Source organism: Nostocoides sp. F2B08 (assembly GCF_009184895.1).
Classification (GTDB): Bacteria; Actinomycetota; Actinomycetes; order Actinomycetales; family Dermatophilaceae; genus F2B08.
Window position 1 is genome coordinate 159,805 of record NZ_WESE01000002.1, and the last position, 19,712, is coordinate 179,516.

Annotated in this window: 20 protein-coding genes and 1 riboswitch; of the genes, 8 read left to right on the forward strand and 12 right to left on the reverse strand. The window is 70.7% G+C overall.

Annotated elements, in window-relative coordinates; all coding sequences use genetic code 11:
* Positions 1–8: 8 nt before the first annotated feature.
* The 4 genes from GA707_RS04370 to GA707_RS04385 form a co-directional block, all read right to left on the reverse strand.
* Positions 9–1,223, reverse strand: coding sequence for a CapA family protein (locus tag GA707_RS04370; RefSeq protein WP_152177214.1), 1,215 nt, complete (start codon positions 1,221–1,223; stop codon positions 9–11).
* Between the two features lie 48 nt (positions 1,224–1,271).
* A complete protein-coding gene (locus GA707_RS04375) occupies positions 1,272–1,532 on the reverse strand; it encodes a YdeI/OmpD-associated family protein (protein WP_152177215.1) in 261 nt (86 codons plus the stop codon).
* A 39-nt stretch (positions 1,533–1,571) separates the two neighbouring features.
* Complete coding sequence (locus tag GA707_RS04380; protein WP_152177216.1) at positions 1,572–1,922, reverse strand: HPF/RaiA family ribosome-associated protein; 351 nt, start codon at positions 1,920–1,922, stop codon at positions 1,572–1,574.
* A 73-nt stretch (positions 1,923–1,995) separates the two neighbouring features.
* Entirely contained in the window at positions 1,996–2,364 is a 369-nt protein-coding gene (locus GA707_RS04385) for a VOC family protein (protein WP_152177217.1), read from the reverse strand.
* A gap of 110 nt (positions 2,365–2,474) precedes the next feature.
* On the opposite strand from GA707_RS04385, the gene GA707_RS04390 reads away from it, so the two are divergent.
* Together GA707_RS04390 and GA707_RS04395 are read left to right on the forward strand one after the other, a co-directional pair.
* Positions 2,475–3,413 carry a BTAD domain-containing putative transcriptional regulator gene (locus GA707_RS04390; protein WP_152177218.1) on the forward strand — a complete coding sequence of 313 codons (939 nt, stop codon included), beginning with the start codon at positions 2,475–2,477 and terminating at the stop codon, positions 3,411–3,413.
* Positions 3,410–4,036 (forward strand): response regulator transcription factor, encoded by a 627-nt coding sequence (locus GA707_RS04395; protein WP_152177219.1) that lies wholly within the window; start codon positions 3,410–3,412, stop codon positions 4,034–4,036. The genes GA707_RS04390 and GA707_RS04395 overlap by 4 nt, the downstream gene beginning before the upstream one ends.
* Positions 4,037–4,077: 41 nt before the next feature.
* Here the strand turns inward: GA707_RS04395 and lepB are convergent, their stop codons facing one another.
* Together lepB and GA707_RS04405 are read right to left on the reverse strand one after the other, a co-directional pair.
* On the reverse strand, positions 4,078–4,617 hold the full coding sequence (gene lepB, locus GA707_RS04400) for a signal peptidase I (RefSeq protein ID WP_226963527.1): 540 nt from the start codon (positions 4,615–4,617) through the stop codon (positions 4,078–4,080).
* Positions 4,595–6,214 (reverse strand): multicopper oxidase family protein, encoded by a 1,620-nt coding sequence (locus GA707_RS04405; RefSeq protein WP_226963528.1) that lies wholly within the window; start codon positions 6,212–6,214, stop codon positions 4,595–4,597. Before GA707_RS04405 ends, lepB begins: the two co-directional genes overlap by 23 nt.
* 195 nt (positions 6,215–6,409) lie before the next feature.
* Here GA707_RS04405 and GA707_RS04410 point away from each other — a divergent pair, with 195 nt between their 5' ends.
* The gene (locus GA707_RS04410) at positions 6,410–7,234 is read left to right on the forward strand and encodes an undecaprenyl-diphosphate phosphatase (RefSeq protein WP_152177220.1); all 825 of its coding nucleotides are present in this window, start codon (positions 6,410–6,412) and stop codon (positions 7,232–7,234) included.
* A 16-nt stretch (positions 7,235–7,250) separates the two neighbouring features.
* Here the strand turns inward: GA707_RS04410 and GA707_RS04415 are convergent, their stop codons facing one another.
* Positions 7,251–7,748, reverse strand: a complete 498-nt coding sequence (locus tag GA707_RS04415) for a histidine phosphatase family protein (RefSeq protein ID WP_152177221.1) — start codon at positions 7,746–7,748, stop codon at positions 7,251–7,253.
* Positions 7,749–7,803: 55 nt separating this feature from the next.
* On the opposite strand from GA707_RS04415, the gene GA707_RS04420 reads away from it, so the two are divergent.
* Positions 7,804–8,784 (forward strand): cation diffusion facilitator family transporter, encoded by a 981-nt coding sequence (locus GA707_RS04420; RefSeq protein ID WP_226963529.1) that lies wholly within the window; start codon positions 7,804–7,806, stop codon positions 8,782–8,784.
* Positions 8,785–8,794: 10 nt separating this feature from the next.
* Positions 8,795–9,586, forward strand: coding sequence for a thioesterase family protein (locus GA707_RS04425; protein ID WP_152177222.1), 792 nt, complete (start codon positions 8,795–8,797; stop codon positions 9,584–9,586).
* On the opposite strand, the gene GA707_RS04430 is transcribed toward GA707_RS04425, so the two are convergent.
* From GA707_RS04430 to GA707_RS04445, 4 genes are all read right to left on the reverse strand, one after another.
* Positions 9,564–10,328 carry an NAD-dependent deacylase gene (locus GA707_RS04430; protein ID WP_152177223.1) on the reverse strand — a complete coding sequence of 255 codons (765 nt, stop codon included), beginning with the start codon at positions 10,326–10,328 and terminating at the stop codon, positions 9,564–9,566. The genes GA707_RS04425 and GA707_RS04430 overlap by 23 nt on opposite strands.
* 164 nt (positions 10,329–10,492) lie before the next feature.
* Positions 10,493–11,716, reverse strand: coding sequence for an MFS transporter (locus GA707_RS04435; protein ID WP_152177757.1), 1,224 nt, complete (start codon positions 11,714–11,716; stop codon positions 10,493–10,495).
* A gap of 87 nt (positions 11,717–11,803) precedes the next feature.
* Entirely contained in the window at positions 11,804–13,948 is a 2,145-nt protein-coding gene (locus GA707_RS04440; RefSeq protein WP_226963530.1) for an ATP-binding cassette domain-containing protein, read from the reverse strand.
* A 79-nt stretch (positions 13,949–14,027) separates the two neighbouring features.
* A complete protein-coding gene (locus GA707_RS04445) occupies positions 14,028–14,690 on the reverse strand; it encodes an ECF transporter S component (RefSeq protein ID WP_152177224.1) in 663 nt (220 codons plus the stop codon).
* Between the two features lie 100 nt (positions 14,691–14,790).
* Positions 14,791–14,893, reverse strand: a riboswitch (TPP riboswitch).
* A gap of 98 nt (positions 14,894–14,991) precedes the next feature.
* On the opposite strand from GA707_RS04445, the gene GA707_RS04450 reads away from it, so the two are divergent.
* The gene (locus GA707_RS04450; protein WP_152177225.1) at positions 14,992–15,276 is read left to right on the forward strand and encodes a DUF4235 domain-containing protein; all 285 of its coding nucleotides are present in this window, start codon (positions 14,992–14,994) and stop codon (positions 15,274–15,276) included.
* Between the two features lie 550 nt (positions 15,277–15,826).
* On the opposite strand, the gene GA707_RS04455 is transcribed toward GA707_RS04450, so the two are convergent.
* Positions 15,827–16,237: a PIN domain nuclease gene (locus GA707_RS04455; protein WP_152177226.1), complete on the reverse strand. Its 411-nt coding sequence runs from the start codon at positions 16,235–16,237 to the stop codon at positions 15,827–15,829.
* A 262-nt stretch (positions 16,238–16,499) separates the two neighbouring features.
* Between GA707_RS04455 and GA707_RS04460 the strand changes: the two genes are divergently transcribed.
* Together GA707_RS04460 and GA707_RS04465 are read left to right on the forward strand one after the other, a co-directional pair.
* Positions 16,500–19,115 carry a tetratricopeptide repeat protein gene (locus tag GA707_RS04460; protein WP_193315168.1) on the forward strand — a complete coding sequence of 872 codons (2,616 nt, stop codon included), beginning with the start codon at positions 16,500–16,502 and terminating at the stop codon, positions 19,113–19,115.
* Between the two features lie 240 nt (positions 19,116–19,355).
* Positions 19,356–19,709 carry a VOC family protein gene (locus GA707_RS04465; protein WP_152177228.1) on the forward strand — a complete coding sequence of 118 codons (354 nt, stop codon included), beginning with the start codon at positions 19,356–19,358 and terminating at the stop codon, positions 19,707–19,709.
* Positions 19,710–19,712 lie beyond the last annotated feature (3 nt).

Here is a 19,712-nt window from a genome sequence, read left to right on the forward strand (position 1 = left end):
CGGGATGGCTAACCCGCGCTCGCGACGTCCTCGACCGGGACCGCATCACACGTCCCGTCCGGCAGCGAGCCCAGGGTCTCGACGGTCCGCGCGAAGGTCGTCGGATGGGTCTGCGGTGTGGCCGGCTCGACGACGTAGCCGTCGAGGTCGACCCTGGTCGGCTGGTAGTCGACGGCCGAGGTCACGTCCCCGTCGGGGTCGATCGTGAACGTGGCGCGCGCCATCATGCCCTCCTGTGTCGTCGGCAGCAGCCGACCCCCGGTCGTGTCCGGCGACTGGTTCGAGAGGAAGTTCCCGAGCCCGTAGAAGACGGTCCGTCCGTTGACGGTCTCGCAGGGCTGGATGACGTGGACGTGGGTGCCGATGATCAGGTCGACGGCGCCGGTGCCGAGGAGCTCCCGAGCGAGGCGACGCTGGTCAGCGGTGGGGGTGGCGACGTACTCCTCGCCCCAGTGCATGCTGAGCACGACGAGATCGGCACCCGAGTCCCGCGCCGCTTGCGCGTCGGCGGCGATCCCCTCGGCCTCGACGACCGGCCACATGGCGCGCGACAGCCATGGGGCGTCAGGTGGCACCTCGGTGTTGGGCCCCCCGTTGTTGAGCAACGTGTAGCTGTAGGCGAGATGGGCCACGGTCACGTCCCCGATCTCGTAGAGCGCAGGCTCTCCCGCCCGCGACTCGTCGGCCTGTGGACCTGCGTACCCGAGGCCCTCCTCCTCGAGGACGTCGATCGTCTGCGCCAGCCCGTCCAGACCGCGGTCCCAGCTGTGGTTCGACGCGAAGTCGCATCCGTCGAATCCGGCTGCGTGCAGGCCGGTCGCCACCTCCCGAGGTGAGTTGAAGACCAGCGTCCGGGGTTGCGTCAGGCCGGTGTTGTCGGCCGAGAGCGGAGTCTCGAGATGACAGATTCCGAGGTCGGCTCCCTCGATGAAGGGTGAGACCTCCTCGAGCATGGGGGCGAAGTCGAACTCGGCGATGGAGCCCTCGGCGTTGCGGGCCGCGTTCGCGATCACCGGCGCGTGGGGGAGGATGTCGCCCGCTGCGACGATCGTGACGGTGACCGGTTCCGAGGTGGCCGTCGAAGTCGCAGTCGTCGGCGCCGATGTCGCCAGAGCGGTCGGATCGCCGGCCCCGTCGGGCTGCGCCCCGGATCCCAGGCCGGAACAGGCGGCCAGAGCCATCGCTGCCCCCAGGGTGGGGAGCCAGCGCCAGGTCCGTCGCATCACACTCACTCGCTCTGACTCCGCCTCACGACCACTCCGCCGCCCGGGTCAGCGACCGTTCCTCTCCCGGTGGCCGCACCCCGGCCAGCAGCAGGGGCGCCGCATGCCCTCCTCGAGCTCCTCGCGGGTGCGGCGGATACGGCGCTCCCGCGTGGCGTCCTTCTTGGCATCCTCGACCCAGCAGATGAACTCGTTGCGCGCCAGGGGGGTGATGTCACGCCACGCCGTCAGCGCCTCCCCGTGCGCGGTCAGCTCCGCGGACAGGTCACTCGGCAGGTCATGGACCGTGCCTCCCGGAATCGTGCGCATCCGTCCATGGTATGCGCGACGCACGATTCGCCCGAAGCGTCACCCTCCCCGGATGGAGTCCCGCCGCCGGCGGTTCGCCTTCGGGGTGCGCCGGTCCCGGGCCTTGGTGAACTGGCGGAGCAGGTCTGCACCGACGTCGTTGAGCGCCGCCCGCAGATCCTGCTCGTCGGAGGTGGCGACGAGCCGGTCCTTGCCGCCCACCCATGCCTCGAGGGTGACCCGCTGACCGGGGGACTCGCGGTCCTTGACGCTCAGCTCGAGCTCCCAGACGCGGTCGCTCGTCGCGATCCGACTCAGGAGCTGGGACAGCGTGTCGGCGATGAGCGGCCGGTCGCTGTCGGAGAAGCCGCCACCGAGGCGGACGGTGTCGGCGTCGACGGGCTGGTTCACGGGCCACTCCTCGGGTCGGGTACCGGTCTCTGCGTCCACCCTCTCACGGGTCCCGACGAGCGGTGCGGCGTCCTCAGGAGGACGTGTCGGTTGTGCCCTCGTACAACCCCACATGGTTGCCGTCCGGGTCGGCGAAGATCGCCCACCACGAGGTCTCGGAGATGGGTGACTTCTCCATGAGCACGGTGCCTCCGCCTGCCGTGACCTTCTCGAGGGTGTCCTCGATCGAGTCGACCTCGACATAGGACCGCGGCTGGGTGAAGCCCTCACTGCGAGGCGCCAACCCGCCGCCGCTGACGCCGTTTGGCGCCTGCCACATGGGATAGCCCTCGAAGCCCGGCATCTCGGCGATCTGCCAGCCGAACAGGTCTGCGTAGAACGCCGAGGCGGCGCCGAGGTCCGCGACGGGGATGTCGATATGCGTGATGTCGCCGTGTGCCATGGGTCCTCCTTCGTTGAAGGTTCCAGGCTAGCCCCGACATGGGCCGAACGCTCGATATCCGCTGTCGACCCTGCCGGTGAAGGCTGGACCCGACCTAGCATTGCGTAGACGTGGGCCGCGCACGCGGCGCGCGACGCAAGGGAGAGACAACGGGCATGCACGCGGCTCTGTCGTTGCGGCTCTTCGGGCCGGTGACGCTGACCGACGCCCAGGGGCGGCCGCATCGCCTGCGCGGCAAATGCGCTCGGATCCTGGGCGTGCTCGGGATGCGGGCAGGTTCCGCGGTGCACAAGGACGAGCTCGCCGACGCCGTCTGGGACGGCGCCCCTCCCACGTCGTACCGGCAGACCCTGGACAGCGACGTGTGCGTCCTGCGCCGACGGGCCGGTCTCGGGACCGGCCGCGTCTCCGTCCTCGCGACCGTGCGCGGCGGGTACGAGCTGGATCCCGGCCGGCTCGAGGTGGACGCGGTCACCAGGCGCGACCTCGTCGAGCGGGTCGTCGACGCCACCTCGGCCACTGCGTTGGACGTCGGCCACCCGCTGGTCCGGACCAGCGGAGACATCCTGTTCGAGAACGAGCCGTTCTGGGACTGGGGCCGTGTCGTGCGCGAGGGCTGGGAGTCCGCCCTGAGCGATGCTCTCCTCCACATCTCCCGCTCGGCACTCGTGTGCGGGGAGCCCTCCCTCGCTCTGACCGCGGCCGCCGCGTCGCTCGGGCTGGCACCAGACTCCGAGTCCGCGACCGTTCACCTGATGCGCGCCCAGTGGTGGTCGGGCCGGCACAACGATGCCCTGCGGACCTACGTGACCCTCCAGGACCGGCTGGTGCGCGAGCTCGGCGAGATCCCGCAGCGGGAGACCCAGGACCTGTACCTCGCACTGTTGCGCGACCACGACCGACTGCCGTCCGCGGACGCCGCCGAGGACCACGTGCGGCTTCTGCTGACCCTGCTTCGTCGCACGCTGGACCAGACGCGCACGCCCCAGGACGGCGCCGGGGGGCCGGACACCGGCACAGAGGCGGAGCCCGCTCGGGCCTCGATGTGACGACCACGGTCCTCGTCGCCCACGGCAGCCTGGCCCTTGCAGAGGCGCTCTCCGCCGTCGTCGCGAGCGAGCCCGGGCTCGAAGCCGTCGCGACCGCCACCGACCCCGCGGGGGCCCTGACGGACGTCGGGCGGATCCGACCGGACGCCGTCCTGGCCGACCTGGGCGAGGGGGACTGGGTTGTGGCGGTCATCGCCCTCACCAAGGCCTACCCTCAGATCCGGGTCGTCGGCCTGGCCCCGGCGGAGGCGGCGGCGACCGATCGCCTCCTGGCCGCGGGCGTGCACCTCGTGGACGCGGCGTCCGCAGGGATGGGCGCGGTTCTCGCAGCCCTGCATGCCGGCGGGGGGCGGCGCGCCGACGAGCCCGGCGGATCCGCGCGAGCAGCGTCGGGCACCCAGCCGACGCGGTCCTCGGCCCTGGCGCCGACCGACCTCCAGCTCCTCCGTCTGGTCGCCGCAGGCCTGGACAGTGAGTCCGCCGCCCGTGAACTGGGGACCGACGCCGGCCTCGTCCGCCGCAGGCTCCGCCGGATCTGCACCGAGCTGCGGGTCGAGTCACCGATCCAGGCGGTCGCGGTCGCCCTCCGCGAGGGCGTGCTCGACCTGGGGTCCGGCCCGTGACCCAGCCGCGACCCGTCGCGATCGGCTGCGGGCGGCCGGCATCAGTCCGACGACCCCACCACCCGACCCGTGACGTCCTCGAGGGGGACCGATCCGAACTCCCGTGAGTCGATGGACCGGAACCGGTTGTCGCCCATGACGAAGACATGGCCTTCCGGCACGTTAACCGGCCCGAAGAAGACGCCATCGAGGGCTCTGGGATCGGTGTAGGGCTCCTCCTGCGGTTCCCCGTTGACGTAGAGCACGGCGTCGACGATGGCGACGGTGTCGCCACCCACGCCGACGACGCGTTTGACCATCGTCCCCCGGGGCCCGTCGAAGGCGACCAGCTCAGCCGGCCGCAGCTCCCCACCCATCAGTGCCACCCTGCTGACGTACACGGTGCTGCCGGATGCGATCGTCGGCGCCATCGAGTCGGAGTCGACCCGGTAGGGGGTCAGGACCCACTGCCGCGCCGCGAGGACGACGAGTGCCGCGACGACGATCACGGCGGCGATGGCGGCCCAACCGGTGCGTCCCCGTCTCTCGACCGGCCGCTCCTCGGTCGGCGCCGCTGCCTCAGATGTCGGAAGGGTCGTCATCGAGCTGTGGGGGCGCCGCCCGTATCGGGTCGAGCTCGGCGGGCTGGCCGTCCTGGAGGCCGACGTTGAACGCGGTCATCATCGCGAAGTCCTCGTGCGGCAGGTTGTGGCAGTGCATCATGTAGCGGCCCTGCCGCTGGAAGCGTCCGATGACCCGCACGACCTCGTTGGCGCCCAGGTAGACGGTGTCCTTCGGGCCGAGCTCGAAGTCGAACGGGGCGGCCCCGTTCCGGCTGAGAACCTTGAAGTCGATCAAGTGGACGTGCATGGGGTGCGACCACCCACCGGAGGTGTTCCGGAACTCCCACGTCTCCACGGCGCCCAGCTCCGGGTCGGCGATGGCGAAGGTGTGGCCGCTGGCGACGACGTCGTCCCAGGTCGTCTCGTTGAGCGAGAAGATGTTCGTGGTGTCCGACTTCTTCAGCTCGATGACCCGGGTTCTGGTGCTCATGCTCTCGGTCAGCGACATGACACTGCTGTTCGCGAGAGTCTGCGGAATCGTGTTCCACGTCGGGTCGCTCGTGTCGACCGGCTCGTCGGTGACCCGGAAAGCCATGATGTTCCGGGTGTTGTCGAAGTCGACGTTGTTCTCGAGACTTGCGTTGAAGAGGCGGACAACTCTGCCCGGCGGGTACTTCGAGAAGTCCACGAGGAACTCGTACCGCTCGCCGACGCCCTGCCGCCAACTCGTGACCGCCCGTGACTGCGGCATCAGGCCGTTGTCGGTCGCGACCATGTGGACCGGCTCGCCGCTGCCGAGGTAGGGCCGGTAGGACCGGGATATCGAGGCGTTGAGCAGCCTGAACCGATAGACGCGCCGCTGGACGTCCATGACCGGCCACGGCACACCGTTGACGAGGACGACGTCGCCCCAGAGCCCCGAGTGCTCCTTGTCGTCGAAGGCGAGGGATCCGTCCCGGTTGAACATCAGGTCGCCCAGGGTGAGTGCGACGTCGAAGCGACCCTGCGGGAGCAGCGCGCGCTGGGCGTCGTCGTGGACGTGGAACTGGGCGGCGAGCCCGCGGTACACGTTCTGCGAGGTGATGTGCGAGGCGTGGTCGTGGAACCAGAAGGTCCGCCCGCCCTGGACGTTCTCGTAGAAGTAGTCCTTGTAGTAGCCGGGCATCGTGATGTCGTTGGCGTACCCGTCGTACTGCGGGAGAGAAGCGTGCCCGTGCAGGTGGGTGGACAGCGCATACCCGTGCTCCTCGTGTCCGAGGTGCCCGTCCCCGAACAGTCGGTTGCGTACCCGCAGGACCACGCGCGTCCCGTTCTCCACCGAGATCGTCGGCCCCGGGACGAGCCCGTTGTACCCGATGACCGGCGTCGGGAGCCGGTCCAGGATGTTGATGGTCGCCGGCTTGGCCGTCACCCGGTAGTGCTCGACCGGTGCACCGTCGTCGTCCACGCCCCGGTAGACCGGCTCGAGACGCGGCAACGGCCGGAACCCCCGTCGGAACGGGCGTGGGAAGTCCCGGTCACTGAGGTCGCTGATCGACTTCGTCGACAGGACGTTGCCCAGCGGAGAGGTCAGGCCGACATAGGCGAGTGCGCCCACCCCACCGGCGGTGAGCACGGCTCGTCGAGAGACCGGCACGACTGGCTCCTTCCACGGTGCGGCCTAGGCCGCCGGACCCGCTCCCCCGGCTGCCGGGATGCGGTCCACACCACTCAACCTTCCGTGACCTTGTGCAGACCTTGCGTTTACCCGAGCGGGTCCCCCGTTCGGAGGACCGTGCCGGTCCGGTCCGCTCGGCCGGATCGCGGATCGACGTGTGACACGATGGCGCGCGTGACTTGGCTCGAAGCGATCATCCTCGGCATCGTCCAGGGCCTGACCGAGTTCCTCCCGATCTCCTCGAGCGCCCACCTGCTCATCGTGGGCCAGCTGTTCTTCGACGGCCGCGACCCGGGCGCCGCGTTCACCGCCGTGAGCCAGATCGGGACCGAGATGGCGGTCGTGGTGTACTTCGCCAAGGACATCGGGCGGATCATCTCGAAGTGGTTCCGAGCGTTCGCGGGGAAGGTCCCGCAGAGCGACCCCGATGTGCGGATGGGCTGGATGGTCATCGTCGGATCGATCCCCATCGGCGTCCTGGGCCTGCTGTTCGAGGACGCGATCGACAGCGGGCTGCGCAACCTGTGGATCACGGCGACCATGCTCGCCGGAGTGGCTTTGGTCCTGTTCATCGCCGACCGGCGGGCGAAGAACGAGCGGACCCTGGACCAGCTCACCTGGCGACACGCGATATCCCTCGGCCTCTGGCAGGCGCTTGCCCTCATCCCCGGGGTCTCGAGGTCGGGCGCGACCATCTCAGGTGGGCTGCTCATGGGCTACCGCCGGGAGGCCGCGGCCCGCTACGCGTTCCTGCTCGCCGTTCCCGCCGTGCTGGCCTCCGGGTTCTACAAGCTCAAGGACATCGGCGACGACGCCACGGCGGCCTGGGGACCGACGATCCTCGCGACGGCCATCGCCTTCGTCATCGGCTACGCGGTCATCGCCTGGCTCCTGCGCTATGTCGCGACCCACACCTTCACGATCTTCGTGGTCTACCGGCTGGTCCTCGCAGGCGTGCTCGTCGTTCTGCTGGCGACCGGCACGATCGCCGCCACCTGACCGACGGCACCGGCCGTCAGGCCCGCACGTGCCAGGCGTCGTCGGCCGGTCGGCCCGCGGCGACGAGGCGGCCCTCCTCCTCACCTGCGTCCGCCCAGCCGTCGAGCTCGATCACCGCGATCGCCGAGGTCGGCATGGGAACCCACTCCCCGGTCAGGGTCTCGACGAGCTCCTCCACCGCGGGGTTGTGGCCGACCAGCGCGGCGGTGTCCACGGTCGTCGGGATCGAGCGGATCCGCTCGAGGAGGTCCCGGCCGTCGAAGGTGTAGGCGCTCTCGGACTCGCGCACGTCCGCCTCGTCGGTGAGCTCCTCGGCGATGAGCGCCCAGGTCTGTCGGGTGCGCGTGGCCGCGGAGACGATGGCGAGGTCTACGGGCGGGCAGTGCTCGGCCATCCACCGGCCGGTCTCCGGGGCCTGGCGACGACCACGGGGCGCGAGGGGACGGTCGCGGTCGTCCAGAGCGACGCTCCAGTCCGACTTCGCGTGGCGGATGACGACGAGCGTGACGGTCATAACCTCAGCGTAGGTCCGCCCGCGAGCGCCGCCGGCCACATGTCACAATCACCACGTGGGAGGAACGCAGTCCGCGTCGTCGGCCCCGCCGACCAAGGGCCCGACCAACCTCACCAAGTTCGCCTGGCTGGCGATCGCGACCGCTCTCGCGACGATCGCCCTGAAGATGGCCGCCTATCTCGTCACCGGCTCCGTGGGCCTGCTCAGCGACGCCGCCGAGTCCGTCGTCAACCTCGTCGCGGCCTTCGTGGCCCTCATCGTCCTGCACATCGCCGCCAAACCGGCCGACGAGAACCACCACTTCGGCCACACGAAGGCGGAGTACTTCTCCGCGGCGGTCGAGGGCATCATGATCTTCGTCGCCGCGGTGGTCATCATCGTCGCCGCGGTCGAGCGCTTCATCAACCCGCAGCCACTCGAGCAGGTCGGTCTCGGCCTGGCCATCTCCGTCGTGGCGTCCGTGCTCAACGGTGCCGTGGCCCTCGTCCTCGTCCGCGCCGGCCGGCGTCACCGCTCGATCACGCTCGAGGCCGATGGGCGACACCTCTTCACCGATGTGGTCACCTCGGCCGGCGTCATCGTGGCCGTCCTGCTCGTGGCACTCACCGGGTGGCTTCGGCTCGACCCGATCATCGCCTTCCTCGTCGGCTGCAACATCATCTGGACGGGCTGGACGCTGGTCCGCCGCAGCGTCGACGGCCTCATGGACCACACGATGACCCCCGAGGAGCACGACCGTCTCACCGCGACCCTGTCCCGCTTCTCCTCCGAGGACGTCGTCTTCCACGGCGTCCGCACCCGCGAGTCGGGGGCGGAGAAACACGTCGCCATGCACGTCCTCGTGCCCGGGACGTGGAGCGTGCAGCGCGGACACGACCTCCTCGAGGAGGTCGAGGAGGCGGTCCGGACCGAGTTCGGGCGCTGCGAGGTCGTCACCCACCTCGAGCCGCTCGAGGACCCCCGCTCCTACGAGGACGGCCCGGGCCTGGCCGTCCCGTCCGACCACCGCCCGGACCGCCACCACGGGCCCCGATAAGGTCGGCCGGATGAGCGAGTCCTACTACCGCGCGCTCGGCGCCGGCCGCTACGAGCCGACCGTCCACACCCAGGGCGCGTGGCGCGAGGACGAGCAGCACATGGGTGCGCCGTCGGCGCTCATCGCGCACTGCATCGAGCGACACGAGCCACGGCCGGACATGCTCCTCTCCCGGATCTCCTACGACATCCTCGGGGTCATCGGCCTCGCCGTGACGAGCGTGGAGATCGTGACGGTCCGCCCCGGGCGCACGATCGAGCTCGTCGAGGCGGTGCTGAGGACCGGCGCCTCCGACCGTCCCGCGATCAGGGCCCGGGCCTGGCGGTTGCAGACCTCGGACACCTCGGCGGTCGCGGGCGGCGCCCCGGACCCCCTGCCGGGTCACGAGGACCCGGACGCCCTGCCGGCCTGGCGGGAGCGCAGCGACGTCTGGCCGGGCGGCTTCATCGCGGCCCTCGACATCCGCCGACCCGGCCCCGTGCGGCCCGGGAGGGGCTCGGTGTGGCAGCGCACCGCATACCCCCTCGTCGTGGGAGAGGACACCACGGACACCGCCCGCTTCCTGCTTCACGTGGACACCGCCAACGGCATGGCCGTGCGCCAGGACCCGCGCGAGTGGCTCTTCCCCAACCTCGACCTGACTGTGCACCTGCACCGACGGCCGCGCTACGGCTGGGTCGGCATCTCCTCCGAGGTCGTGTTCGGCGCCGACGGGGTGGGCCTGACCTCGGCAGTGCTGCACGACGAGGACGGCGCCGTCGGCCGGGCGGAGCAGACCCTCACTCTTCGAGGGCCTCGATGAGCGCGGGCAACCCGACCGCGGCCGTCACCGGCCAGGCGTGGTCGAGCTCGTGCGACAGGTCGCTGCCGTGCGGGTTGACCTCGATGACCGGGACCCCGTAGCGGGTGGCCAGCCCGGGCAGCCCGGCCGCCGGGTAGACGATGCCCGAGGTTCCGACGACGAGGAGCACGTCGGCGTCGCGGATGGCGTCGACCGCACGGTCGAACACACCCTCGTCGAGCGGTTCGCCGAACCACACGATGTCCGGCCGGATCCGACCCAGGCCGCATCGGGGGCACTGGGGCGGTTCGAGCCGCTCGTGCGGGGACCGGGGCAGGTCGAGACGCTCGGTGTAGGGCTCGTCGCAGAAGTCGCACTTGTACGCGAAGAGGCTGCCGTGCAGGTGCGCCACCCGTCGGCTGCCCGCCCGCTCGTGGAGGTCGTCGACGTTCTGGGTGACGACCGTCAGCTCGACACCGTCGCGACCCTCCCAGGCGGCGATGGCCCGGTGCCCGGGGTTCGGCTCACAGCGGCGGGCGGCCGCAGCCCGCCAGGCGTACCACGCGAACACGCGGGCGGGGTCGCGGTCCCATGCCTCCGGCGTCGCGAGGTCCTCCGGACGGACCCGGGTCCACAGCCCGGTCTGGGCGTCGCGGAAGGTCGGGATGCCGCTCTCCGCCGACATCCCCGCACCGGTGAGGACGGTGACGCTGCGCGCGTCTCGCGCGATGTCGCGGATCTCGTCCGGGACCTTCTTCCTCACACGTCCAGCGTAGGCCGGTCCCCGGATCCCGCCGCCCAGACGTGACGCGCAGACCTTTCTCTCCTCGGGCGGGAAACCTCCACTTCGGGCGACAACCGTTCCCTCCCGAACCCGAAGGTTGCTTCCTGAAGCCGAGCCCGCGGGCGCCGCGTCAGGGTGACGAATCAGGACGACGAGGAGGTATGCGCGGGTCGCCTCGCGTGTGTCTCTCGCGCGGGCAGCCACGCGAGGGCGCCGAGCAGGAGGATGACGCCAGTCGCCGCGAAGCCCTCGGCGTAGCCCCAGCGGTCGATGATGACGCCGACGAGCACGGGGCCGAGGATCGCACCGGTGTCGGTGGCCATCTGGAACCCGGCGAGCACCCCGCCGCCGGACCGGTTGTTGCCGACGACGTCGGCGACGGTCGCCTGTTGGGCCGGGTTGAGGATTCCCGCCCCGACGCCGGCGACCAGGCAGAGCACGAGGATGAGCCAGACGGATGAGACGAGCCCGAGGACCAGCGTCGCCAAACCGCTGACGACCAGGCCGCCGAGGGCCGGCGGCTTGCGGCCGATCGAGTCGGCGAGCCGGCCCGAGAAGGTGAGCGCCAGGGCGTTGCCAGCGGCGAAGATCGCGATGGCGAACCCTGCGATCTGGGCCGAACGCGACTCGTCGCGGGTGCCGATGAGGACCGCGGTGACGAAGAGCGGGATGATCGCGACGCGCACGCCGAAGTTGGCCCAGCCGTTCGCGAAGCCCGAGGCCAGCGCCGAGCGGAAGGCCGAGTCGCCGAGCGCCTCGCGGAACGTCATGGCCGGCGAGGTCGAGGACTCCCGGAGCTCGCGCAGCCGGGCCCCGGACAGGAAGGTCGCGACGACGGCGGCCGCGATGAGGAGGGCAACCGCGTAGACGAGGAACGGCACCCGCAGCCCGAGACTGCCGAGCAGGCCACCGATCAGCGGGCCGACGACCCCGCCGAGGAGGAACGCGCTGGCGAACACCGACGACACCCTGCCGCGGATGGCCGGCGGCGCGAGCCGGATGATGAGCGCGGCCGAGGAGACGGTGAACATCGTCGAGCCGATGCCGCCGAGGGAGCGGAAGAGCAGGAGCTGTCCGTAGCTCTGGGCGAACGCCGTCACCCCGGTCGAGACCGCCACGATGATCAGCCCGGCCAGATAGACCGGTCGTTCGCCGAGCCGGGTGACGAGGCGTCCGCCGACCGGCGCGAAGACGAGCCGGAAGAACGCGAAGGCGCTCACGACGATCGAGGCGGCGGTCACCCCGACGTCGAAGCTGCGGGCGAACTGCGGCAGCACCGGCGTGATGAGCCCGAAGCCGACCGCGATGATGAACGCGGCGCCGATGAGCACCCAGATCTCACGCGGGATGCGCGGGGCGGCGGGCATGACTCCCGCGGAGGTCTCTGGCTCGGCTGACACGGTCAGCAAGTATCCCCCCGTGCGGTCGCCCGCCGAAACGCGCCCGGGGCGCGGTCAGAACAGCTGCCGGGTGCCGACCGCGACGAGCACCGGCACACCGGCGGCGACGACCAGTAGGCTGTCGGCGGCTCGCCACCGGGCGCGGGTCGCCCAGGTCCGGCGGTATGCGGTGGCGAAGCCGCGCGCGTCCATCGCCACCGCGAGGGCCGCGGCCGAGCCGAGGGTCCGCACGAGCAGTCCGATCGTCAGGGCCCACACGTGCCGGAGCACGCTGACCGGGCTGCGGCTCGGGCCGATGCCGCGGACCCGGCGGATCGAGCCGAGCTGGCTCCACGTGTCGCCGAAGGTGTGCAACCGTTGCAGTGCCGCGGAGAGGGCGACCGCGGGTCGAGCGGGAAAGCCGAGGAGCTGGGCGAGGTGGTCGCCGAGCCGGTCGGAGTCGACATAGCGGATGAGCACGGCCGAGGGGTAGATGATGACGAGCACGCGGGTGACCGCGCCGAGGGCGACCCCGAGGTCCTGGTCCGCGAGCAGCCACGTGGACCAGCCGACGGACACCGCCCCGAGCAGCCCGGGGATCATCCGCAGGAGGATCCCACGGACCCGGCCCCGCGGGCGCGCGCCCTCACCGGGTGCCCAGAGCGCCGGCACCGTGAGGGCGACCATGACTGCGAGGACCGCGAGACCGCCCTGCCAGCCTGCGGCGAGGATCCCGGCAGGGACGCCGAGCATCGCGCCGAGGAGGAGGGCGAGCGGACCACAGCGGGCGGCGAGCGGGCGCCGTTGGCGGGGAGGCGGAGGCGGTTGCCCGACGGTCTGGAGTGACACGACGGCGTCGGCGCCGGCCACGACGGCGGGGTCGTGAGTGGCGATCCCGAGGGCCGTGCCCGCCCGCCGCGCCGACTCGAGTAGTCCCATGACGGCCGCCCAGGTCCGGCGGTCCTGACCGACGGTCGGCTCGTCGGCGAGCACCATCCGCGGCCGGTGCACGAGTGAGGTGGCCACGCTCAGCCGTCGCTGCTCGCCGCCCGAGAGGTGACGGGGGTCGGCACCGGCCAGCCGCAGCAGACCCACCGCGTCGAGGATGCGCTCCGCCCGCGCCCAGGCCTCGTCCTCGTCGAGTCCGAGTGCGCGTGAGGTGAGCAGCATGTCGTCGAGCACCGTGCCGGCGACGATGGCGGCGGACGGCCACTGCGGCACCCAGGCGACCTCGCGGGCGGCCTCGGTCGTCGTGAGCTCGGCGAAGCGCTCCGACCGCCCCTCGGTCGGGAGGAACCCGGCGACCGCCGCGAGCAGGGTCGACTTGCCCGACCCGCTGGGGCCGACGAGCACAGTGCTCTGCCCCGCGCGCATCGTCACGTCGGCGCCGTCTACGGCGACCACCTCGCGCACCCGGCCGTCGGCCCCGAGGCTGCGCCGGACGACCCGCGCGTCGAGCAGCTCCGCGACGACTGTGCCGTCGGCCGTATGCGCGGGTCGTCCGAGCACGTCCGCGTCGAGCAGGCGCGGCTCGGGTGGCGCGACGCCGGGCACCCACACGCCCTCGTCGGCGAGCCGCTGCCCGTGCTCCGCGAGCACGCGCGCGGGCTCCCCGTCGGCGATGATCCGACCACCGTCGTCGAGGACGACGATCCGGGAGGCGAAGGGTAGCCACGGCTCGAGCAGGTGCTCGACGACGACGGTCGTGAGCCCCTCCCGCTCGACGACCTCGCTGACGACACGGCGCACCGACGCCGCGCTGACCGGATCGAGCATGGCCGTGGGCTCGTCGAGGAGCAGGACGCTCGGTTCCATGGCAACGGCTCCGGCGAGCGCCAGACGCTGGGTCTCGCCGCCGCTCAACGACGCGGTGGGTGCCTCGAGGGCCATGTGCAGCCCGACGGCATCCAGCGCCGCCCGCGCGCGGCCCGGCATGGACGCCGGATCCGCGCCGACGTTCTCGAGACCGAACGCGACGTCGCGACCGACCGTGGACGCGACGACACCGGCCCCGGGCTCCTGCAGGACGAGCCCGACCTCGCCGGGACGCGCGCCCGGCGCGTGCCCGTCGATCGACATCGAGCCGGTGCGTTCACCGGCGTCGGCGGTCTCGAGGAGACCCGCGAGCGCCCGAAGCAGGGTGGACTTGCCCGAGCCGCTCGGTCCCACGAGGAGGACCCGCTCGCCCGGCTCGACGACGAGGTCGAGGTCGCGCAGCACCGGCTCGCGCCGGCCGAAGGGACGCCAGGTGAGCCCGTCGAGGACGACCCGGCCCCGATGTTCGCCGGACGGCGGGGCCTCAGACAGCGTGCGCCTCCCGCCTCTCCTGACCCGGCGGGAAGGCGTCGAGCGCCCCGGTCCTGGCGAGGGCACGCACGAGCGCGAGCCCTCCGAGGCCGGCGATGACGACACCCGAGATCACCATCATGACGAGGTAGACCAGCTGCCACTGGGTGCTCCAGTCGGGGAAGTACGCGTAGATCTCGTACAGCCACTCGAGCGGCGCGGACAGGGCGCCCGCGGTCACGGCGGCGACGACGCCCCAGCTGCGGTAGCGGAAGATCGCGAAGCCGAGCTCGGCGCCCAGACCTTGCAGCACGCCGGCGATGAGGACGGTCGCGCCCCACTCCGTGCCGGGTAGCATCGAGGCGAGGGCGGCGACGACCTCGCAGGCGAGCGCCGCCCCGGGCCGGCGGACGACGAGCCCGCCCACGACGCCTGCCATGAACCACATGCCCACGAACAGACCCATGGCGGGGCGGAAGGTGAAGCCGAGGGCCGTCAGCGGCCCGTTGTAGAGGATCCCCCAGCCCCACATGGCGATGCCGATGGCGACGCCGAGGAAGGCGACGGTGAGGATGTCGACGGTGCGCCAGCCGAGCAGCGGTCGGCTGGCGAGGACGAAGCGGCCGGCGCGCGTGGGCGGCGCGCCGGCGGTCCTGGTTCCCGATTCGGTGGTCATGACGAGTGACTCTCCTTCGATGGCCCACGGAACGCGGGGTGCGCTCCGTCGATTCGAGGAGGAGACCGGGCCACCGCATACACGCTCGTATGCGGGGGGCGGTCTGAGAATCCCGACTCCCTTCGCCGGTGCTAACCGGAGCAGGTTCGAGGGTCTGTGGACGGTCCACACTCTCAGCGCTGGGCGCTCCCCTGTCGTCTCCACCCAGGGTAGCAACCGCTCGCGCGATGGTGGGTGTGCAAGAGTGGGACGAAACCGATCGTGAACCGTCTGCGCAGGTGCAGACAAGGAAGGGGCTGACGTGGGTCCGCTCGTGTGGAAGGTCGTGGGAGCCGGCTCGGCGATTCTGGCCGGTATCGTCGCCAACAAGATCGTCACGGAAGTCTGGCGGCACTCGGGGCGCGACGTCGAAATCGACCCCAACAACCCGGACGTGCCCGTCAGGGAGGCCGTCGTCTTCGCCGGCATCATGGGCCTGGCGGTCGGCCTGGCTCGGGTCTTCGCCACGCGGGGGGCGGCGTCCGCCTACCGCAAGGCCGTCGGCGACCTGCCGCCGGACGTCAAGCCCAAGCTGCCGGAGAGCTGAACCGTCGGCGAGCACGCTCGACAGGGGACACTGCTCGACAGGCGATGCAGCGCGTGTGACGAGCCGCGTGGCGGATCCCATGCTCGGCAAGAGCGGAGCGCTCCGTTGCGACGACGACCCGGGGCCAACCGCCTTGGGAGAACTCGAGCCCGCCGTCCGACGTGGATACTCGAGGACTCCCGACGTACGGACTGGGCGATGACGTGGCCGGCCAGCGTTGTGGTCAAGTCGTCGCGGACACGGGGGATATCCGTGTCGGCGTGAGCGCAGGACGGAAGGATATTCGGGGCCGGCGAAGACGAAGGCTTCGCTCGGCGTGAAGAGGCTCGACACATCGCCGCCGCGGATGTCTGGCACTCCCTCAGTTTGCGGACCGGCGCGGAGTGCCGTCATCGGCGCTTGCCCGAGAACTCCTGATGACCCAGGTTGCGGCAGGAGAGAGCACGCTCCAGGCCATGATCGCCAGGCTCCGAGCCGACCTCGAGGCCCTCGCGTCCACAGTGGCCTGACCAGCCGCCCGCAACCGCTAGGCGACATCCGGCGGAATGCTCTACGTTCGAAGGCGCTCGTTGCGTTGGCCGGTGATCGTGGCGATGAGCTCGAAGTCCTTGTCCACGTGCAGGAGGGTCAGCCCGGCCAGTTCGGCTGTTGCGGCGATGACGATGTCGGGCATGGAGGGTGTGCGGTGTTCACCCACTGCGGCCAGGAGGAGTTGCACCTGCACGGCGCGGTCCTCGATGCTCGGGGTCAGGTACTCCACCGGCATCGCGGAGACGGGCGGGCTGGTGAACATCGACCGGGCGTCGTCGCCGCTGCGGGCCGAGGAGCCCACCTCGAGGCGCGTCACGGTCGTGATCCGGACAGGGCCTCGCTCTATGCGCTCTGCCCACAGCTCGGCGTCGAGGCTGGCGGCCAGGCGAACCAGGGCCGATTCGTCGATCAACCACTCGGCTACTGCCACGCGGCGCCCATCACCTGGGGGGCAGCGAGATCGGTGATCTTGTCGGCGAAGGAGCGCAGATCAGCGGCGGAGACCGAGGTTCCCGAGGACCACTCACGCTTACCAGGGCATGTGCTTGGCGAGCGCTACCCAGCGCTGGGCGCACTCTGCAGTCCGTGATGCCGCGCGAGACTGGGGAGGGTACTGCCTGCAGGTGTCGATGGGGTCGGTAGGCCCAACTGGAGGCATTGCCCTGTGTCGTGAGGGCGCTCATGATGAGCGAGTGGGTGATTTAGCGTCCACCCGGCTCACGATGCTCTTCAGCGACATCGAGGGTTCCACGAACCTCTTGAACCGGCTGGGACCCGCGTACCCGGTCGTCCTGGCCACCCACCGTCGGATCCTTCGCCTGGCCTTTGAGAGATGGCGTGGGCGAGAGGTGGGGACCGAGGGCGACAGCTTCTTCGTCGTATTCGGATCGGCCGCCGACGCGTTGGCCGCTGCGGCCGAGGGACAGCAGGCCCTTGAAGCTCATCGATGGCCGGTGGGGGTGCGGCTGCGTGTGCGGATGGGCCTGCATACCGGGCACCCGGAGCCGTTCGAGGACAACCTCGTCGGGTTGGACGTCCATCTCGCGGCACGGGTGTCAGCCACGGCGCACGGGGGTCAGGTGGTGCTGACCCAAGCAACCACCGTTGACACAGTTGGGCGACTTCCTCCGGGGACGTCTCTCCTACACCTTGGCACGCACCGCCTCAAGGACATCGTCGAACCGCAGCACCTCTGCCAGCTCGTCGTGCCCGGGCTCCCGGCCGCATTCCCGCCGCTGCGCAGCCTCGGCACCTCCAGCACCCTTCCCTCGGCGCCCGGTGAGCTTGTGGGGCGTCAGGAGGAGCTTGCATTGCTGTCGGCCCTTCTGGGGACGCGCGACCGTCGCATCGTCACGCTGACCGGAGCCGGCGGTTCGGGCAAGACCCGCCTGGCCGTTGCGGTGGCTGAGCTACTGGCCGTATCCGTCGATGCTGTTCACTTCGTCGACCTGTCCTCCGCGACGGAAGACTCGGCCGCGTGGAGCTCCCTGGGCAACGCCATGGGGCGCGCCGGTGCCGATGAGTCCGACATCCTCGAGTACCTCCATGACCGCGAGGTGCTCCTCGTCCTGGACAACCTCGAGCAGCTGCCGGGCTCCGGGGCGGGCCTGGTCTCTCGCCTGCTGGCGGGGACCGCTCGACCCCGCATCCTGGCGACCAGCCGACGTCCTCTGCACATCGCCGGAGAGCAGGAGTTCCCCGTCGCACCCCTGAGTACCCCCACCACGGAGGGCGGCCGGCCAACGGTGGCGGTCGCCGACCGAGCCGACTCGGTCCGGCTGTTCGTCCAGCAGGCCACCCTCGCGGACCCGAGCTTCGCGCTCACTGACGACAACGTCGCCGACATCGTGGCTGTCTGTCGCCGCCTGGAGGGCCTTCCGCTCGCTATCGAGCTCGCAGCTGCACGCGTTCGCCTCCTGCCGCCCAAGGCGCTGCTGGACCACCTCGACGAAGTACTGGGGCTGCCGCTGCCCGGCCATCCCCAGCGGCAGCAGACCTTGCGGGCCACGGTCGAGTGGGGCTACCGGATGGTCGGGCCGGTTGAGCAGAAGGCTTTCCGCGCGCTTGCGGCCTTTGGCGCGACAGGTGGCACCTTCGAGGCTCTCGCCGAGGTCCTGCAGATCGGGTCTGCTCTCGCGGTGGTGTCCGAGCTCCTCGACGCCGCCCTTATCCGCACCGAAGACCACCAGGGCGGCCCGCGGGTCAGACTGCTTCAACCGGTACGAGCGGTGGCCCACGACCTCGCCGTGCAGGCAGGCGATCTCGATACCTTCCAGCGAACACACGCCCAACACTTCCTGGCCCTGGCCGAGAGGGCGGGTGGACGTCTGAAGGGCCCAGACGCCATAGCAGCGCGGGCCTGGCTCGAACTTGAGATGGACAACCTGCGTGCAGCCCTCGACTGGGCTCTCGGGCCGGACACCCTCGACGAGCAGCGCATCGCAACCGGGATCCGACTGTGTACCGCGTTGGGGTGGTACTGGTACGTCACGGGCTACGACAGTGAGAGCCGCCGCTGGCTGGAGCGGGCCAGCCAGGCGGCCGCAAAGCAGCAGGGCCCCCAACTCGCCGATCTCCTCCACTCGTTCGCCCTGCTGCTCCTGCAACGCGGCGACAATGCCATGGCGCGCAACGTCCTCGCCAAGACCCTTGCCCTCTGGCACCGCGCCCACGACAGCGCCGGCGAGGCCAAAGCACTCAACAGCATGGGCGTGGCCTACCGCAGCCTGGGAGATCCCGACCGAGCACGTGCCCTCCTCCATCGCAGCATCGAGATCGCGCACTCCATCGAGAACCTCGAGCGACAGGCGACAGCACTGACCAACCTCGCGCTCCTCGAGATCGACGACGGGCACGCCGAGGCGGCCCTACGGGCGCTCGCCGAGGCCGAACGCATCGATGCCACCCTCGGCAACGCCTGGGGCGTCGCCGCCGACCGCGTCAACCGGGTCGCCGCACTCCTCTCCGACGGACGCACCGCCGAAGCGGTCGAGCTGTTGCACGACCTCGCCGACACCGTGACCGAACAAGGAGACCCCGACCTCACCCTCGGCGTGATCGAACTGCTGGCCTACGCCGCATCGACACTCGGCAAGCACGAGCAAGCGCTACGGCTCGCCGCCTGCGCCGACGAACAGCGCACCATCAGCGACATCCCACTGACCGACCTCGACCGAACCTTCCTCGATCGTCAACTCGCGCTCTCCCGCGAGGCTATGGGCGACACAGTCGCCGACCAGGACTTCGAAGGCCGCTCATTGACCGTCGAGCAAGCCCTCGCCCAAGCCGCCACGCTCACCACGGCATAGCCGGAGTCAACAAGAATGCACAAGGAGACTCCGCAGGTATCCGCCTAGACGCCAGGTGTCGAACGCTGTTGGGGACGTCAACCGGTGTGGTGGTCGGGTGCCCGGCGAATGACCTCTGAGGCGCTGTTGAGTCTCGATAGCGTCACCTGTCTGGTTGGGGCCGGTGCAGCGCTGGCCCGGACCGCGCGCGGGGTGTTTCCGGCCCTACGGCCTGGCGGTGCTAGGCGCTATTTTGTCGGGATGACGCTTCAGCTTGGCATGGTGACGACTGACACGACCGACGCGATGGCGCTCGCCACGTGGTGGGCCGAGCAGACCGGTGCCGAGATCTTTGAGACCAACGACGGCTGGTACGTCATGGTGCGCGGCGGCGGCCTGCCGGTCGTCCTGGCCTTCCAGAAGGTGGACGAGGTCACGCCTGGCAAGAACCGGCTGCACCTGGACCTGACTGCCGAGGACCTCGAGAGCGAGACCGAGCGGCTGCTCGCGGAGGGTGCGAGACTGATCGAGCGCCGGGGGGACGAGCATTTCCGGTGGAACACCCTGGCCGACCCTGACGGCAACGAGTTCTGCCTCGCCGGTCGGCACCTCTGACCC

What these genes read in the sequence shown, in the direction of transcription:
- GA707_RS04370 (WP_152177214.1), bottom strand. Translation starts at nt 1,223, where the DNA reads ATGCGACGGACCTGGCGCTGGCTCCCCACCCTGGGGGCAGCGATGGCT.
- GA707_RS04375 (WP_152177215.1), bottom strand. Translation starts at nt 1,532, where the DNA reads ATGCGCACGATTCCGGGAGGCACGGTCCATGACCTGCCGAGTGACCTG.
- GA707_RS04385 (WP_152177217.1), bottom strand. Translation starts at nt 2,364, where the DNA reads ATGGCACACGGCGACATCACGCATATCGACATCCCCGTCGCGGACCTC.
- lepB (WP_226963527.1), bottom strand. Translation starts at nt 4,617, where the DNA reads ATGACGACCCTTCCGACATCTGAGGCAGCGGCGCCGACCGAGGAGCGG.
- GA707_RS04415 (WP_152177221.1), bottom strand. Translation starts at nt 7,748, where the DNA reads ATGACCGTCACGCTCGTCGTCATCCGCCACGCGAAGTCGGACTGGAGC.
- GA707_RS04425 (WP_152177222.1), top strand. Translation starts at nt 8,795, where the DNA reads ATGAGCGAGTCCTACTACCGCGCGCTCGGCGCCGGCCGCTACGAGCCG.
- GA707_RS04435 (WP_152177757.1), bottom strand. Translation starts at nt 11,716, where the DNA reads ATGCCCGCCGCCCCGCGCATCCCGCGTGAGATCTGGGTGCTCATCGGC.
- GA707_RS04445 (WP_152177224.1), bottom strand. Translation starts at nt 14,690, where the DNA reads ATGACCACCGAATCGGGAACCAGGACCGCCGGCGCGCCGCCCACGCGC.
- GA707_RS04465 (WP_152177228.1), top strand. Translation starts at nt 19,356, where the DNA reads ATGACGCTTCAGCTTGGCATGGTGACGACTGACACGACCGACGCGATG.